Origin of the sequence: Herbaspirillum chlorophenolicum (assembly GCF_001189955.1) — a bacterium.
Taxonomy (GTDB): Bacteria; Pseudomonadota; Gammaproteobacteria; order Burkholderiales; family Burkholderiaceae_D; genus Herbaspirillum; species Herbaspirillum chlorophenolicum.
The window spans coordinates 54,647-70,961 of sequence record NZ_LFLT01000013.1; the positions used below are offsets into that span (position 1 = coordinate 54,647).

General features: G+C 60.8%; 11 protein-coding genes. 4 read left to right on the top strand and 7 right to left on the bottom strand.

From position 1 onward, the window contains the following. Positions 1–57: 57 nt before the first annotated feature. A complete protein-coding gene (locus AKL28_RS10505) occupies positions 58–2,211 on the bottom strand; it encodes a TonB-dependent receptor (RefSeq protein WP_050468080.1) in 2,154 nt (717 codons plus the stop codon). 407 nt (positions 2,212–2,618) lie between these two features. On the opposite strand from AKL28_RS10505, the gene argF reads away from it, so the two are divergent. Genes argF through ppnP form a run of 3 tightly spaced genes read left to right on the top strand, consistent with a single transcriptional unit; the run spans position 2,619 to position 5,269 of the window. Continuing rightward, positions 2,619–3,533 (top strand): ornithine carbamoyltransferase, encoded by a 915-nt coding sequence (gene argF / locus AKL28_RS10510; protein ID WP_050468081.1) that lies wholly within the window; start codon positions 2,619–2,621, stop codon positions 3,531–3,533. Positions 3,534–3,585: 52 nt separating this feature from the next. Next, a complete protein-coding gene (argG, locus tag AKL28_RS10515) occupies positions 3,586–4,920 on the top strand; it encodes an argininosuccinate synthase (RefSeq protein ID WP_050468082.1) in 1,335 nt (444 codons plus the stop codon). Between the two features lie 34 nt (positions 4,921–4,954). After that, entirely contained in the window at positions 4,955–5,269 is a 315-nt protein-coding gene (gene ppnP / locus AKL28_RS10520) for a pyrimidine/purine nucleoside phosphorylase (protein ID WP_050468083.1), read from the top strand. Positions 5,270–5,351: 82 nt separating this feature from the next. On the opposite strand, the gene murB is transcribed toward ppnP, so the two are convergent. Beyond that, positions 5,352–6,377: a UDP-N-acetylmuramate dehydrogenase gene (gene murB / locus AKL28_RS10525; protein ID WP_050468084.1), complete on the bottom strand. Its 1,026-nt coding sequence runs from the start codon at positions 6,375–6,377 to the stop codon at positions 5,352–5,354. Positions 6,378–6,536: 159 nt separating this feature from the next. On the opposite strand from murB, the gene AKL28_RS10530 reads away from it, so the two are divergent. Further along, on the top strand, positions 6,537–7,022 hold the full coding sequence (locus AKL28_RS10530; protein ID WP_050468085.1) for a YajQ family cyclic di-GMP-binding protein: 486 nt from the start codon (positions 6,537–6,539) through the stop codon (positions 7,020–7,022). A gap of 76 nt (positions 7,023–7,098) precedes the next feature. On the opposite strand, the gene AKL28_RS10535 is transcribed toward AKL28_RS10530, so the two are convergent. The 5 genes from AKL28_RS10535 to AKL28_RS10555 form a co-directional block, all read right to left on the bottom strand. After that, positions 7,099–7,575: a VOC family protein gene (locus tag AKL28_RS10535; protein WP_050468086.1), complete on the bottom strand. Its 477-nt coding sequence runs from the start codon at positions 7,573–7,575 to the stop codon at positions 7,099–7,101. 222 nt (positions 7,576–7,797) lie between these two features. Next, on the bottom strand, positions 7,798–8,868 hold the full coding sequence (aroG, locus tag AKL28_RS10540) for a 3-deoxy-7-phosphoheptulonate synthase AroG (protein ID WP_050468087.1): 1,071 nt from the start codon (positions 8,866–8,868) through the stop codon (positions 7,798–7,800). Positions 8,869–9,429: 561 nt separating this feature from the next. Beyond that, entirely contained in the window at positions 9,430–10,890 is a 1,461-nt protein-coding gene (tldD, locus tag AKL28_RS24395) for a metalloprotease TldD (protein ID WP_050468088.1), read from the bottom strand. 39 nt (positions 10,891–10,929) lie between these two features. Next, entirely contained in the window at positions 10,930–11,736 is an 807-nt protein-coding gene (locus AKL28_RS24400; RefSeq protein ID WP_050468089.1) for a carbon-nitrogen hydrolase family protein, read from the bottom strand. 98 nt (positions 11,737–11,834) lie between these two features. Beyond that, positions 11,835–16,106, bottom strand: coding sequence for a YhdP family protein (locus AKL28_RS10555; protein ID WP_050468090.1), 4,272 nt, complete (start codon positions 16,104–16,106; stop codon positions 11,835–11,837). Positions 16,107–16,315: the final 209 nt, after the last annotated feature.

Sequence of the window (16,315 nt, forward strand, 5' to 3'; positions counted from 1 at the left end):
GCCAAAGAAAACGGCCGCCTCGATAATCGGCGGCCGTTTTCACGTTCTCTTCTGGCGTCAGAACTTATGATTTGCACTTAACAAAACGCTGCGCGGTGAACCGGGCATGATCTGCGACAGCCCAGTCGAGCTGGAGTAATACTGGCGATTGGTGAGATTGGTCACAGCCAGCGTCAGTTCGGTTTTGGAAAAACGGTAACCGACCTTGCCATCCCAGCGGGTATAAGCCGGCAAATCGAGCCGGTTGGCGATATCGACGTAGCGCGAGCCTTCATAGACAAGGCCAGCTTCCGAGAAAAATCCGAAGGTTGGTGCATAACCCAAAAACACGCTGCCATTGGCGCCGGAGACGCCCACCGAACGTTTGCCCGCCAAATTCGCGGCCGGGCAGTTTGTCCCTCTGCAAAGAGGTGCCTCGACGATGCGCGCACGCTGGAGGGCAAATCCGCTGCGGACAAACCAATTGGGGGCCAGTTGGCCGTTGACCGACAGTTCCACTCCTCGATTTCGCTCCAGCCCGCTGATCACGAACAAGTTCGGATTGCTGGAAACCTGGGTACGCCGGTTGTACAAGTCCAGCTGAAATACGGATAGGGTCGTGCTGATCTTCTTGTCCAGCCAATCGCTTTTCACTCCGACCTCGTATTGCCGGCTGGACTGAGGCTCCAACGCATTGTTGGAAACGGTGCTGGCGCCGGTGCCGGTGTCCAGCCCGACCGTATCCGCTCCGCCGCTGGGGATGAAGCTCTTGCTGTACGAGGCATAAAAGCTGTGGTCTGCCAGCGGCGACCAAACCACACCCAATCTCGGGCTCAGTGCAGAAGTCATGCGCGCGGCGCGGCCTCCTCCTGTCGTCCGGCTGGTGGAGTCGGCGGCAAAACGGTCCCATCTCAAACCCGCCAGCATCTTCCATTGCGGCGAAAACGTCAGTTGGTCCTGCGCATATAAGGCAATGCCGTCCGCACGGTGCAAGCTGTTAGTGGACAAAGCCGGTGGCGCCAATGCATCAGGCGCCTTGGATGGATTCAACAGAGACACGCTGCTGGAAGGGCTGCGTGAATACAACGTCGGTTGCCGGCGTTCCACAGTGTATTCAGCGCCGAACAACATGTCGTGACGCACAGCACCGGTCACGGTGTTGCCTTCCAGCTCCAGATTATTCTGCCAGTTGCGCTGATGCAGGTTCTGCTGCCAGCGCGCACGCGTCACCATGTTGTTATTGACCCCGGTCAGTCCGGTCGCGAAGGTATTGTCGAAGATGCTGTTCAGATGGAGCATGCCCAGCGTGTAGCGCAGCTTCCAATCCTGGTCGATCCTGTGCTCCAGCGTGGAGCGCAGGTATAGCGTGCTGTCCTTGATGTAGTCGCGACTCGGCACGCCGTAGGTGGTTGCCCGGTTCGCCGGCGGCAACTGGTAGGGACTGCGGTCATTACGGCGCCAGGCCGGCATGCCGCGATCCGGGGTGCGGTCGAATTCTGAGAACTCCGTTTGCAGCAGCCATGAAGTTCGACCGTCATCCCACTTCAGCGAAGGAGCGATGTATTGGCGCGAACTGTTGACGCCATCGCGAAAGCTGTTGGCATGCGCGCGGCCGGCATTGATGCGCATGGCCCATTGCTCGCTCAGTACCTTGTTCACATCCGCGGCAAAACCCAGGCGGCTGTAACTTCCGGCAAATACCTTGAGGCTGCTCTGGACATCCGCTCCCGGCTGCTTGCTGATGCGGTTGATCACCCCACCGCCGCTGCCACGGCCGTAGAGTACCGCGGCCGGCCCCTTCAGGATTTCGATGCGTTCGATATTGCCCAGGCTGCGCACGTACTGCGCGTCGTCGCGGATGCCGTCGAGGAAGACATCGCCGGCACTGGAGAAGCCACGGATCTTGAAGGAGTCGAAACGCGTATCGGAGTTGTTGGTAATGCCAGGCACGCCCGCCAGCGCCTCGGCCATGGTTTGTGCGCCGTAAGAGGCGGCTTCTTCCATGTTCACGCTGTTGACGGTTTGCGGCACATCCCTGAGATCCGTCGCTGTACGGGTCGCAGTCGATACCTTGCCCGGGCGCGGGTCGTAATGGCTGCGCTCGCCGGAAATTTCAATATGCGGCAGCCTGTCATCAACTTCGCCTTCTGCGAAAGCGGAGGTGGAAAAAAGGGAGGAAAAGGCCAGCGCCATCACGCTGAGGCGACGCTCGGAAATGCATTGGGTAGGCATGGATTGAATGAGGACCCGGACAGGCCCCTCTCTGGTCAAAATGGAGGGGCAATTCTAGACCCACAAACAACAACGATTCTCATTAACACCAACACCGGAATGCGATAGCGCCAATAAATCACAAAACATGGCACCCACCTTGCAACAAATGAAAGAAACTCCCAGATGTATTTCTGAAGCTTGATTTTTTGACATGCGGGACCGACGGCAAGCCGACATTGCTCCTTTTCGTCGCCACCCAACCTCCATCCGTCCAGGACAGCGATACGTCGCCGCAGGCACAGCGCGGGCTGCGGCCCGGTTTCTTCAAGGCAACCCCGTTGGGTATCTTTTTGCCCTGAATCCCTTATAATCTAAGCAGTTATAACGATCGGCGGCAGGCGCCACGCTAGCCGCCGTTTTCATTTATGGCAATCAAACACTACCTTCAATTTTCCGACTTTACGCTTGATGAATACGAATACGTAATTGAACGTTCTCGTGTGATCAAACGTAAGTTCAAGAATTACGAGCCCCACCACACGCTGGCCGACCGTACGCTGGTGATGGTATTCGAGAAGAATTCGACCCGTACCCGCCTCTCCTTCGAAGCCGGCATGCACCAGATGGGCGGCGCGGCGATCTACCTGAATACGCGCGACAGCCAGTTGGGCCGCGGCGAACCGGTGGAGGATGCCGCGCAGGTGATGTCGCGCATGTGCGACGTGATCATGATCCGTACCTACGGCCAGGAAATCATCGAACGCTTCGCCGCGTATTCGCGCGTGCCGGTGATCAACGGGCTGACCAACGAGCAGCATCCCTGCCAGGTGCTGGCCGACGTGTTCACCTATATCGAACATCGCGGCAGCATCAAGGGCAAGATCGTGGCCTGGATCGGCGACGCCAACAACATGCTGTACTCGTGGCTGCAGGCGGCCGAGGTGTTCGGCTTCCACGTCAACGTCTCGACCCCCAAGGGCTACGACATCGACCCGGCGCAAGTCACCCCGGGCAACAAGAACTACACCTTCTTCGCCAGCCCGGCCGACGCCTGCCAGGATGCCGACCTGGTCACCACCGACGTGTGGACCAGCATGGGTTACGAAGATGAGAACGCCGCACGCCTGAAGGCCTTCGACGGCTGGATCGTCGATGGCCCCAAGATGGCGCGCGCCAAGAAAGACGCCCTCTTCATGCACTGCCTGCCGGCGCACCGCGGCGAGGAAGTCGCCGCCGAAGTGATCGACGGCCCGCAGTCGGTGGTCTGGGAAGAGGCGGAAAACCGCCTGCACGTCCAGAAGGCCCTGCTCGAATACCTGGTGCACGGCAAGTTCGACTGAGCCTGCCACACCGCAAACAAGTCATATCAACACACTCGCAACAGTCAAGATCATGTCCAACATCCTGCAATCCGTTCCGGTCAATCAAAAAGTCGGCATCGCCTTTTCCGGCGGCCTCGACACCAGCGCTGCGCTGACCTGGATGCGCCAGAAAGGCGCCGTCCCTTACGCCTACACCGCCAACCTGGGCCAGCCGGATGAACCGGATTACGACGCCATCCCCAAGAAGGCACTGCAATACGGCGCCGAACTGGCGCGCCTGATCGACTGCCGCGAACAACTGGCCAACGAAGGCATCGCCGCGCTGCAAAGCGGCGCCTTCCACATCTCCACCGCCGGCGTGACCTACTTCAACACTACCCCGCTGGGCCGCGCCGTAACCGGCACCATGCTGGTGGCCGCGATGCGCGAAGACAATGTCGACATCTGGGGCGACGGCAGCACCTTCAAGGGCAACGACATCGAGCGCTTCTACCGCTACGGCCTGCTGGTGAATCCCAACCTGAAGATCTACAAGCCCTGGCTGGACAACACCTTCATCGAGGAACTGGGCGGCCGCAAGGAAATGTCCGAGTTCATGATCAAGTCCGGCTTCGACTACAAGATGTCGGTCGAAAAGGCCTACTCGACCGACTCCAACATGCTGGGCGCGACCCATGAAGCGAAGGACCTCGAATTCCTGAACAGCGGCATCAAGATCGTGCAGCCGATCATGGGCGTGGCTTTCTGGCGCGACGATGTCGAAGTCAAGGCCGAGAGCGTTACCGTGCGCTTCGAGGAAGGCCGTCCGGTCGCCCTGAACGGCAAGACCTTCGCCAACATGACCGACCTGATCCTGGAAGCCAACCGCATCGGCGGCCGCCACGGCCTGGGCATGAGCGACCAGATCGAGAACCGCATCATCGAAGCCAAGAGCCGCGGCATCTACGAAGCCCCGGGCCTGGCGCTGCTGTTCATCGCCTACGAGCGCCTGATCACCGGCATCCACAACGAAGACACCATCGAGCAATACCGCGACAACGGCCGCAAGCTGGGCCGCCTGCTGTACCAGGGCCGCTGGTTCGACTCGCAAGCCATCATGCTGCGCGAAACCGCGCAACGCTGGGTAGCACGCGCCATCACCGGCGAAGTGACCATCGAACTGCGCCGCGGCAACGACTACTCGATCCTGAACACCGAGTCGCCCAACCTGACCTACCAGCCGGAACGCCTGACCATGGAAAAGGGCGAAGGCGCCTTCACCCCGGCCGACCGCATCGGCCAGTTGACCATGCGCAACCTGGACATCATCGACACCCGCCAGAAGCTGGCGATCTATCAAAGCACCGGCCTGCTGGACAACAGCACCGCCGTCTCGCTGCCGCTGCTGGACAAGGATTCGAAGTAACCGTCTTCAACCGAGAGATCTGAAAGAATTTCTGATGAGCACCCAATTCGACAACGTCACCGTCCTGAAAAAGGGCAATGTCTATTTTGATGGCAAGTGTGTTTCGCACACTGTGCTGTTTGCCGACGGCACCAAGAAGACCCTGGGCGTCATCCTGCCCTCGTCGCTCAATTTCGGCACCGCTTCGCCGGAAATCATGGAAATCGTCAGCGGCAGCTGCCGTATCCGCCTCAAGGGCGAGGAAGCCTGGAATACCTATGGCGCCGGCACCCAGTTCAGCGTTCCGGGCAATTCGTCCTTCGATATCGAAGTAACGGAGACCGTGGATTACGTCTGCCATTACGGCTGATCGCCTGCGCTGGCAACGACATGAAAAAACGCCGGTCTCGACCGGCGTTTTTTTATTGGACAAGCATTTCAATCGGCTCAGCTCAGACAAACACCGGTTCCGGTTCCAGCTCCACCCCGAACTTCCCGCGCACATCCGCCTGAATCGCCCGCGCCAGCGCCGCCACCTCAGCCCCGCTGGCGCCGCCCCGATTGACCAGCACCAGCGCCTGCTTCTCGTACACACCGGCCGCGCCCAGCGACCTGCCCTTCCAGCCACACTGGTCGATCAGCCAGCCTGCGGCCAGCTTGTAGCGGCCATCGTCCTGGCGATAACTCACCAGGCCGGCATGCTGCGCCAAGAGGGCTTCGCGCTGCTGCGCGCTGACGATGGGGTTCTTGAAGAAACTGCCGGCATTGCCGATCTGCGCCGGATCGGGCAGCTTGCGCGTGCGGATGGTGATGACGGCATCGGCGATGTCGCGCGCGCTGGGTTCGGTGATCTGCCTGTCGGCCAGGGCCTGCGCCACGTCGGCGTAGTTTGCATTAGCCTGCCATTTCCTGGGCAAGGCGAATGTGACATCCAGCACCACGGCGTTATCGCGAAGCGCATGCTTGAACACGCTGTCGCGATAGCCGAAGCGGCAGGCTGGGCCGTCCAGAACGATCACTTCGCCGGTGGAAAAATCGAAGGCAGTCAGGGAATGAAAACGGTCCTTGACCTCGACTCCGTAGGCGCCGATGTTCTGGATAGGCGCGGCACCCACGCTGCCCGGAATCAGCGACAGATTCTCCAGTCCGCCCAACCCCTGGGCCAGCGTCCATTGCACGAAGCCGTGCCAGTTTTCGCCGGCCGCTGCGCGCACGTAGGTGAATTCGCTGTCTTCGCCAACCACGGCGATGCCGCGGCCGCACATGTGCAGCACCAGGCCGGGAAAGTCGCGCGTCAGCAGCAGGTTGCTGCCGCCGCCTAGCACCAGGCGCGGCAAGCCGGACAGCCCGGCGTCGTTGCGCACCGCGCGCAGGATATCGGGGCCATCCACAGCCAGGTAGGCCTGCGCACAGGCATCGATGCCGAAGGTATTGAGTGCGCGCAGGGAAAAATCGCGCTGTACGGGGATTGGGAACATAAGGGCTGGATTATAGCCGCTCGCGCAGCGCCATCGCACGGCCTGTCCCGCCAGACAGTGTCTGTCGGCGCACATGCCATAGCCCTGCCGCCGCCAGTCCGTTAAAATCTCGTTCGTAACGCCGGAACCCTCCGGTTGCAAGAATAAAAGGATATTGCCATGCCCTCATTTGATACCGTCTGCGAAGCCAACCTGGTCGAAGTCAAGAATGCCGTCGAGCAGGCCAACAAGGAAATCTCCACCCGCTTCGACTTCAAGGGCACCGATGCCCGCGTCGAGCAAAAAGAGCGTGAACTGACCGCGTATGCGGATTCGGACTTCCAGCTGAGCCAGGTGCGCGACGTGCTGACCAACAAGATGACCAAGCGCAACGTCGATGTGCGCTTCCTCGACGAAGGCAAGATCGAGAAGATCGGCGGCGACAAGGTCAAGCAGGTGATCAAGGTCAAGAACGGTATCGAGAGCGACGATGCCAAGAAGATCGTGCGCGTCATCAAGGACAGCAAGATGAAAGTGCAGGCCAGCATCCAGGGCGATGCCGTGCGCATCACCGGCGCCAAGCGCGACGACCTGCAGGCCGCCATGGCGCTGCTGCGCAAGGAAGTGAAGGACATCCCGCTGGAATTCAACAACTTCCGCGATTGATCCTCCCTGCCTGCAGCCCGAATGAAAACGCCGGCGCAATGCCGGCGTTTTTTATTGGCGCATCGATGCGTCTTGCTTACTGGCCGGCGCCCGGGCAGTCGAGTGCATTGCGGATCTCATCCGGCGTCATGTCGCGGATATGCGTGGCCACCGACCACTTGTGGCCGAAGGGATCGACCAGTTGCCCGTAACGGTCGCCCCAGAACATATCGGCCACCGGCATGGCCACCTGTGCGCCAGCCGCCACTGCCTGGGCAAAGACGGCATCGACGTCTTCCACGTACAGGTGGATGGTAACCGGCGAGCCGCCCAGCGCCTTCGGCCCCAGGCTCTTCCATTCGGGCATTTCATCGACCAGCATCAGGCTGGAATCGCCGATAGTCACATTCGCGTGCATCAGCTTGCCGTCCGGGCCGGGCAGGCGGGCACCTTCGACGGCGCCGAAGGCTTTCTTGTAGAACTCAATGGCTTCGGCCGCGCCGGCACAGACCAGGTGCGGCGTGAGCGAATGCATGCCAGTGGGAATCGGTTTGACTTTGGATGGGGTGGACATGCGCGTCTCCTTGCGGGGTTGTCGGGCAAGCGTTGAAGCTTGGGGATGCCCATTTTGCACCCGGAAGAACGTAAAACAAAGCTCTTCCACGAAGCCTTCATCTTGATACTTGGCAAGCCCGTCATCACGGCGAAAACCAGGAACCAGCATCGTCCGACGGACGAAAAAAAACCGCCGTGACCAGGATCACGGCGGCTTGTCCATTCAAAAAGCAGTGAACGCTCAGGCTGCGTCGCGCTCCCCCATCAGGCGGCGCTGCTTGACCGAGTCAGCCAGGCCTTGCAGCACTTGCAGGCTTTCTTCCCAGTTGATGCAGCCATCGGTGATGGACTGGCCGTAGGTCAGTTCCTTGCCCGGCACCAGGTCCTGGCGGCCGGCCACCAGGTGCGACTCGACCATCACGCCGACGATGCGGGTGTCGCCGGCGGCGATCTGGCTGCCGATGTCAGCACACACGGGAATCTGGTTTTCCGGTTTCTTGGAGCTGTTGGCGTGCGAAGCGTCGATCATCAGGCGCGAGGCCAGGCCGCTCTTGGCGATGTCCTGGCACGCCGCTTCCACGCTGGCAGCGTCGTAGTTAGGCGTCTTGCCGCCGCGCAGGATGATGTGGCAGTCCTCGTTGCCCGCAGTGGAGACGATGGCCGAGTGGCCGCCCTTGGTGACCGACAGGAAGTGGTGCGGCTGCGAAGCGGCCTTGATGGCATCCACGGCGATCTTGACGTTGCCGTCGGTGCCGTTCTTGAAACCGACCGGGCATGACAGGCCGGACGCCAGCTCGCGGTGCACTTGCGATTCGGTGGTGCGGGCGCCGATCGCACCCCAGCTGACCAGGTCGGCGATGTATTGCGGACTGATCACGTCGAGGAATTCAGTGCCGGCCGGCAGGCCCAGCTCGTTGATGTTGAGCAGCAGTTCGCGTGCAGTGCGCAGGCCGTCGTTGATACGGAAGCTGTTGTCCATGTACGGGTCGTTGATCAGCCCCTTCCAGCCAACGGTGGTGCGCGGCTTTTCGAAGTAGACGCGCATCACGATTTCCAGTTCGTTCTTGTGGCGCTCGCGCTCGACCACCAGGCGGCGCGCGTATTCCATCGCTGCCTTGGTGTCGTGGATGGAGCACGGGCCGATGACCACCATCAGGCGGTCATCCTGGCCGTGCAGGATGCGATGCAATGCGGTACGCGCTTCGGCCGTGGTGCTCTCGACCTTTTCGGTGCAGGCAAACTCACGGATCAAATGCGAAGGAGGAAGCAGTTCTTTCATTTCTCTGATGCGAAGATCGTCAGTGCGCGGCATTTTTTCTCCTGAATTGCTTTAGCTTGGTTAGCTGGAAATCGACCAAAAAAAAACCGCCATCACTGGCGGTTTTTTAGGAAATTCGGTTTTGTCTTTTTACGAACGCTTACCGCTTTTCACCGCCGTGGGGCTGGAATAGCTAAAGTAAAAATAAAAGTAAGCGCGGAAGAAAGACATCTTTGGCTGCATGGATAAATTGAAGCAGTCCTCATAGTGCTACAAATTCCAGGCTTTGGCAAGCGAGGCCATCAAAATGGCTTTTCATGAATTAATCGCACAAAATATCCAAAAATTAGGCATTTAATAAAAATTAAATCGCATTAAACATTAAATCCAGGCTTTAAATACAATAAAAAAACAATGCCCATGCACGGAATTTGGCCTGTATTTGACTACCTGCAGTGTGGCAAACATGCAAAAAGTCGGTGAAATTCACTCTATCCCTCATATTTTGACTTCACCGATATTGCAAATGCACATCGCTTCCCCGCAAATCTGCCCCACAAAAAACAAAAGCCGCCGGAAATACCGGCGGCTTTTTGTGAAGCATACGAAAAACGCTCAGGCGGTGCCGCCCACCGTCACGCCATCCAAGCGCAAGGTTGGCTGGCCTACCCCCACCGGCACGCTCTGCCCTTCCTTGCCGCACACGCCCACGCCTGAATCCAGGCTCATGTCGTTGCCGATCAGCGAGACACGGTTGAGCACGTCCGGGCCGTTACCGATCAGGGTGGCGCCCTTGACCGGATAGGTCACCTTGCCGTTCTCGATCATGTAGGCCTCGCTGGCCGAGAACACGAACTTGCCGTTGGTGATGTCGACCTGGCCACCACCGAAGTTGACCGCGTACAAGCCGTTCTTGACCGACGCCAGGATCTCGGCCGGATCCTTGTCGCCAGCCAGCATGTAGGTGTTGGTCATGCGCGGCATCGGCAGGTGCGCGAACGACTCGCGACGAGCGTTACCGGTCACCGGCATCTTCATCAGGCGCGCGTTCATGGTGTCCTGGATATATCCCTTCAGGATGCCATCTTCGATCAGCGTGGTGCACTGGGTCGGATTGCCTTCGTCGTCGATGTTGAGCGAACCGCGGCGGTCGGCCAGCGTGCCGTCGTCCACCACGGTCACGCCCTTGGCCGCGACGCGTTCGCCGATGCGGCCGGAGAAGGCGCTCGATCCCTTGCGGTTGAAATCGCCTTCCAAGCCGTGGCCGATCGCCTCATGCAGCAGCACGCCGGGCCAGCCTGGGCCGAGCACGACCGTCATCGGGCCGGCCGGCGCCGGACGCGACTCCAGGTTGACCAGTGCGGTCGCAACCGCTTCGGACGCGTACTTCTCCAGCAGCGCGTCAGTGAAATAACCATAGCTGTAGCGGCCGCCGCCACCGCTGCTGCCCATTTCGCGGCGCCCATTCTGTTCGGCGATGACCGTCACCGACACGCGCACCAGCGGGCGGATGTCGGCCGCCAGCACGCCATCTGCGCGTGCCACCAGCACCACATCGTATTCGCCCGACAGGCTGGCCATCACCTGCACCACGCGCGGGTCCTTGGCGCGCGCGATGCGCTCGACGCGCTCCAGCAACTGCACCTTGGCGGTGGCGTCCAGCGATACCAGCGGATCATGCGGCAGGTACAGCGCGCGGCCGCCGCCGGGAATCATGTTGCCGGCAACCTTGACCTTGCCCGCGCCTTGGCGCGCGATGGTGCGCGTGGCAGCCGCGGCATCCAGCAAGGCGCGCTCGGAAATTTCGTCGGAATAGGAAAATGCAGTCTTGTCGCCAGACACGGCGCGCACGCCGACACCCTGGTCGATGGAAAAGCTGCCGGTCTTGACGATGCCCTCTTCCAGGCTCCAGCCTTCGCTCTTGGTGAACTGGAAGTACAGGTCGGCGTAATCCACTTTATGGGTGAACATGCTGCCCAGCGCTTTCAACAGCTTGGACTCGTCCAGGCCGAAAGGAGTCAGGAGCACATCGCGCGCCACTTGCAGGGCGCCCATATTCGGTTCAAATAATTTCATAGGATCTTCTGGAAGGCTTAACAACACATCAACAGCGTCTCAAAGCTTGCGGTGGCGCAACGCCGGCAGGCTTTCTCTGACATATTGTAGACGATGGGGGTCGATATCGCCGATCACAAGGCCTTCGCCTTCCGGCAATACGGAAATGATTTCTCCCCAGGGGTCGACCAGCATGCTGTGGCCCCATGTGCGGCGCCCGTTGACATGTTTTCCGCCCTGGGCCGAGGCCAGCAGATAGCACTGGTTCTCGATGGCACGGGCGCGCAACAGGGTTTCCCAATGGGCATTGCCGGTGGTGTAGGTGAAGGCGGCCGGCATCACGATCAATGCGCAGTCGCCCATGGCCCGGTACAGTTCGGGAAAACGCAAGTCGTAGCAAACCGACAAACCCACGCGGCCGAACGGCGCTTCGAACGTCTTGACCTCGTTACCGTACTCGATGGTGCGCGCCTCGTCGTAGTTCTCTTCGCCACGGACGAAACTGAAGAGGTGGATCTTGTCGTAGCGTGCGACGCGCTGGCCCTGGGGATCGTAGACCAGCGAAGTATTGAGCACCTTGCCGTCGGTGGCGGCGGCCATCGGCAGCGTGCCGCCGATCAGCCAGATGCCGTGCCTGCGCGCCAGCGCAGCCATGAATTCCTGGATACGGCCGGCCTGGTCGGACTCGGCATGGCCGAGCTTGTCGCGCTCATGCATGCCCATGATCGGCCAATATTCCGGCAGCAAGACCAATCTCGCACCCTGCTCCACGGCCTGGCCGACCAGGCGCGCGGCGCTCTCGAAATTCTGCTCTACCTCGGGCGTCGACACCATCTGTATCGCCGCCACCTTGAATGCTTGCGTCATGTTGTCATGCCTCATCGGAAATGCCTGCGTTGCCTCAAGTATCGCGCAGAACTGCCTGCCGCGCCGGCAGCGTCAACCGGCCCGGCTCATCCACTGAATCAGTGGCCCACGTTGATCGGCGGGCCGACATCCTGCACACGGCGGCGCGCAGTCGCCGAGGTCTCGGCCGGTGTCGATGGCGCGCCCGGCACAGGCTTGCTGTTATCCGGCACGCGCTCGGGTCCAACCTGCGATACCTGCCCTTGCTTGACTACGATAGGGTCGCTCCACGGGCCGGTGACCTTGTACTCGAAGGTAAGTGACTTCATCACCGGATTGCGCAGGAACAACTGGGCCAGCAAGGTGCCTACGCCGACCACCGGATTGACTGCCATCGCCACCACCGACGCAGTGCCGAGGTTGATTTCCGGAATCACCACGACATGCAGGTCCTGCGTTTCCCTGGCGATGTCGGCGGAACCATTCATCAGCACCGAGGCGGTGACGCCGGTCATTTTCAGATTGTCGGTGGTCGCGATGCCCTTGTTGACGGAAGCGGTGCCGACCACGTTGTCGAACGCAAAACCTTCAGAGAACACATCGCGGAAATCCAGCGTGAGGCGGCGCGGCAGCGCCTGCAGGTTAAGCACGCCCAGCAGCTTGGCAGCCCCCGGATCGACCTTCAGGAATTGCCCTGAGTGCACATCCATATGCAGTTGCCCGCTCAGGCTGGCCACATCCATGGCATAAGGTAGTCCCTTCCAGCTCAGGTCGCCATCCAGCTTGCCTTTGCCGCCCCTGATCGTGCCCGGATAACCGAAACGGTCCAGCAACTTGCCGGCATCGTTGATATCCAGTGCGTAGGTGATGTTGGTGGTATTGCTGGCGCCGAAAGACATCCAGTTGCCGGCGGCGCGGAACTGCGCATCCTCATTGGCCAGCACCAGCCGGTTGATGCGCCATTCACGGCCCACCGCAGTCATCATGTTGTTGGCGTCAAGCTCCAGGCTGCCAAGCTTCTTGCCTGCCAGTTCAAATTGCTCCGCGCGAATGTCCAGCGCCGGCATTTGCGCCGAACCGCCACTGCCGGATGCATCGGCATTGGCGGCGTCGGCCGCGCCATTCCCCTTGGGCAGCACCAGCGAGGACAAGCGCGCAGTGATCTTGCCCGGCCCGCGATTGCCGCCAGGCTCATCCCAGGTAATGTTGCCGGAAACCTGCTGCGACTCCAGCTTCATTTGCCAGGCATTCTTCTGGTGCGTGGCGTTGAGCACCAGCTTATTGAGTTTCTTGCCCATCAGCGTGAATTCGCCTACGCGCGCCGAGACCGTATCCGGCTCCAGGTATTGGGCCATCTCAGAACTGGTCAGCTTGCTTTGCCCGGCCGCCGATGCGGTATTGCCCTTGCCTACGATCTCGGCCTTGAAAGCCTCCCAGGCATCCATGTCGAAACTGTCGGCGGCCAATGCCAGCTTCAAGCCCGACGCCGGCGACGGCAGCGGCTGGTTGTAGGCGATGCCGCCGCTGACCACACGCCAGTCGTCGGACCGGGCCGCAACCTTCTCGCGCAAATAATGCGATGCGATGCTCTGGCCCAACGTGACCTTGATGTCCTCGCGTTCGATCAGCGGATCGTTGGACGGTACGGGCTGCAACTCGAAACGCATCGGCAGGCTGTCCTGCGGCGACTTCCTCAGCGGCGCCGGCAAATCCGAACCCAGTCCGGCCAGGCTGGACTCGACAATCACCTCGGGATGGTGCTGGCGCACCAGCACCGATGCGGTATAGCGGGCGCCGCCGGACAAGCGTGCCAGCAGGCGTTGCATCGAAGCTTCGGGATAGAGCTTGCGCAAGGCCTCGATATTGATCGCGCCATCCATGCGGATCTGGCTGCTGCCGTCGCGCTGCGTACCGCCGGTGATGGCCACGCTGTCGCCCATGAACTGGCCGCGGATGCCGTTAAGGTTGAAACCGCGCTCGTTGAACTCGACCTTGCCGACGGTGCGGTACATCATGGGCAACGTAGGCAGCAGGTCGACATCGTTGTTGGCGAAACTGAACACGCCCTGCGCCTTGGTGTCGATCTCATGATGCAGCGGCATCTGGAATTTCAGGTCCAGCCGGGCGTTGCCCGTGGCGCTGGCCTGCTCCATGACATTGCCGGTCCAGTGCGCCACCGGGCTTTGCCTGACATATTGCAGGAAGGTCGACATCGGGCCGTTGGCCACACCATCGATCTCCAGCACTGCATCATGCGACGCCAGGTCGGCGATACGCGCCGTGACCTGGCTCAGCTTCGCATCCATCGTCCTGGCGCTGTCGGCCTTCACTTCCAGCTGCGTGCGATCGATGCTGACTTTGCCGCGCCCTTCTTCCAGCAAGGGCCATTCCGGTTCCTTGCCATCCTTGTTCACATGGCCCGGCGTGTAGTTGATCTTCAGTCCATCGAAGTCGCCACTGGCCAAGAACTGGCCCTTGGGCTTATCACCCGGCTTTGCCGCGTGGAAAGGAAAATCGGCCAGCGCGCCTTTGACTTTCAGCTGCACATTGCGCATCGTGCCATCTACCAGCCCTTCGGTGAGCCAGCGCCGCAGCGGCTCGCTGATATGTTCCGGCAGGTAGCGCCGTACCGTCTTAAGGTCGAACGTAGTCAGTTCGCCGGTGATATCCACGCTACCCAGGGACTGGCCCTGCAACGGCAGCAAGTGCGTGCCGCGCAAGCGGCCCGCCACGCCCGGCTGGGTGAATTGCATATCGTCCAGCTCGACCAGCAGGGTCTGGTCCTTCTGGTATTGCCAGTGCGCCTTCAGCTCAAGGCTGTCGAAGGGCATGCTTTGCCCGGCAAACGTCTGCTCCGGCAATTGCACGGCCATCTTCTTCGAAGACAAGCGCACCGTGCCGCCTTTCTCGGTCGCATCGATTTCCCCGTCCAGGTTCTCGACGCCGGGCGTGCCGGCCCACTGCGCCGGTGCGGCCTGCTGCAGCGTGGCCTTGCGCACCTCAACGTGGCGCGCCTGCGCCTTCAGGCCCAGGCCCGTGAAGCCGCCCTGGATACGGTAAGAAGTCAACTCGGGGTAAGTCCCCTGCCACTGCACGGTGAAATCATTCAGCTCGCCGCGCGGGGCCAGGTCATCCAGCAGCTTGCGTTGCGATGCGGTCAGCGGCAGGCGCGTCGCCAGCTGCGACAGCGCCTCCAGGTTCAGGTGGGTAGCCTTGACGCTGGTATGTTCGGCTTTAAGCGGCGTGGCCGGTTCATAGCTTTCAGAAATCGAGGTGGACGGCAGGCTGAAACCATCCGGCATCTCAATGGAGAAATTCGTGAGCGCCACCTTGTGGCCGTTGGCTCCGAAGGTGGGTACGCCATCGTCGGGCGTGCCGCCCAGGCTCTCGCTGGCCGCAATGCGGCCATTGACGCGCTTGAGGCTCAGCGGCTCCAGCTTCTTCGACAGGCGCGCGGTGAAATCGGACAAGGCGAGGTCGGCGGTGAAATTGGCCACCTTGGCACGATCCAGCGCCAGCCAGGCGCGCACCGAGCCGCTGCCTTGGGTGATCTCGATCGGATAGTCGAACCAGGCACGCCACACCGAAAGGTCGGTCTGGCGCAGGTCGGCATAGATGGTGCCGGTCCAGTGCGTGACGTCGGAAATGCGGCTGGCAAAGGCCGGATGGCTGAAATCGGCGCGCACATCCAGCGGCGCCGCATACGCAGCCGGCGGCGTGGCGCGTAAAGCCATGCGGTGGCGCAGCCAGTGGTTGTGCAGCACCAGGTCGACATCGTCCAGCGCCAGCTCGGGTGCATTGCGCATTTCGTCGTTCCAGCGCAGCTTGCTGTCGCGGATCACGATCTCGCGCTGCGACAGCAGCCAGTCCAGCGTGCTGCCGTTACCGCCGGTCGGTATCGGAATGCCGGCCACAAACAGCTTGCCGGAGGCATCGCGCCGGATAGAAAGGTCGGCTTTCTCGATGGTCAGGCTCTCCAGCCGCAGGCCGGCCACCAGCACGCTGCTCCACGACAGGGTCGCGGACACGTGCGGCAAGGTCAGCGCAGGCTGGCCGGCCTCGTCATGCACGGTGATATTGGACAGCGAGAACTGCGGGCGCAAGCCGCTCCAGGAGGCATCGATGGCATCGATGGAGACCGCACGGCCGACAGCCTTGGAAGCCACACCCTCGATCTGCGGCTTATAGTGGCCGATTTCGGGCAGCACGGCATAACGCAGCACCAGGAACAGCGCGCAGAAAACGAAATAAGCCGCCAGCAGCAACTTGAAGGTGAAGCCGAGGACGTGATAGGTAGCCTGGTTCAGGCGAAAATAGGTGCCCCGCACGATTCGCCAGCATAGCGCCCAATGGGCAGTCTTCGATGTGGCGTTATGTTGTTCTTCGGACATCAGGCTAAGGCAACTCGATATGAAATAATTCGCGCGAATGACATGATCGCATGGAAAACATGCTGTTGCCATGTGAACGGAGTAGCTAGGAGCGGCAAAAACAGCGATAAGTTTAAAAACGGGCGATAAAATCCGCCTTTGGAGAAAAAATCGTCAGTGCCGCGTCAGGCTTGCTCTATTCTCGGTCGTCGCCGGCCAAGCCTGAACCT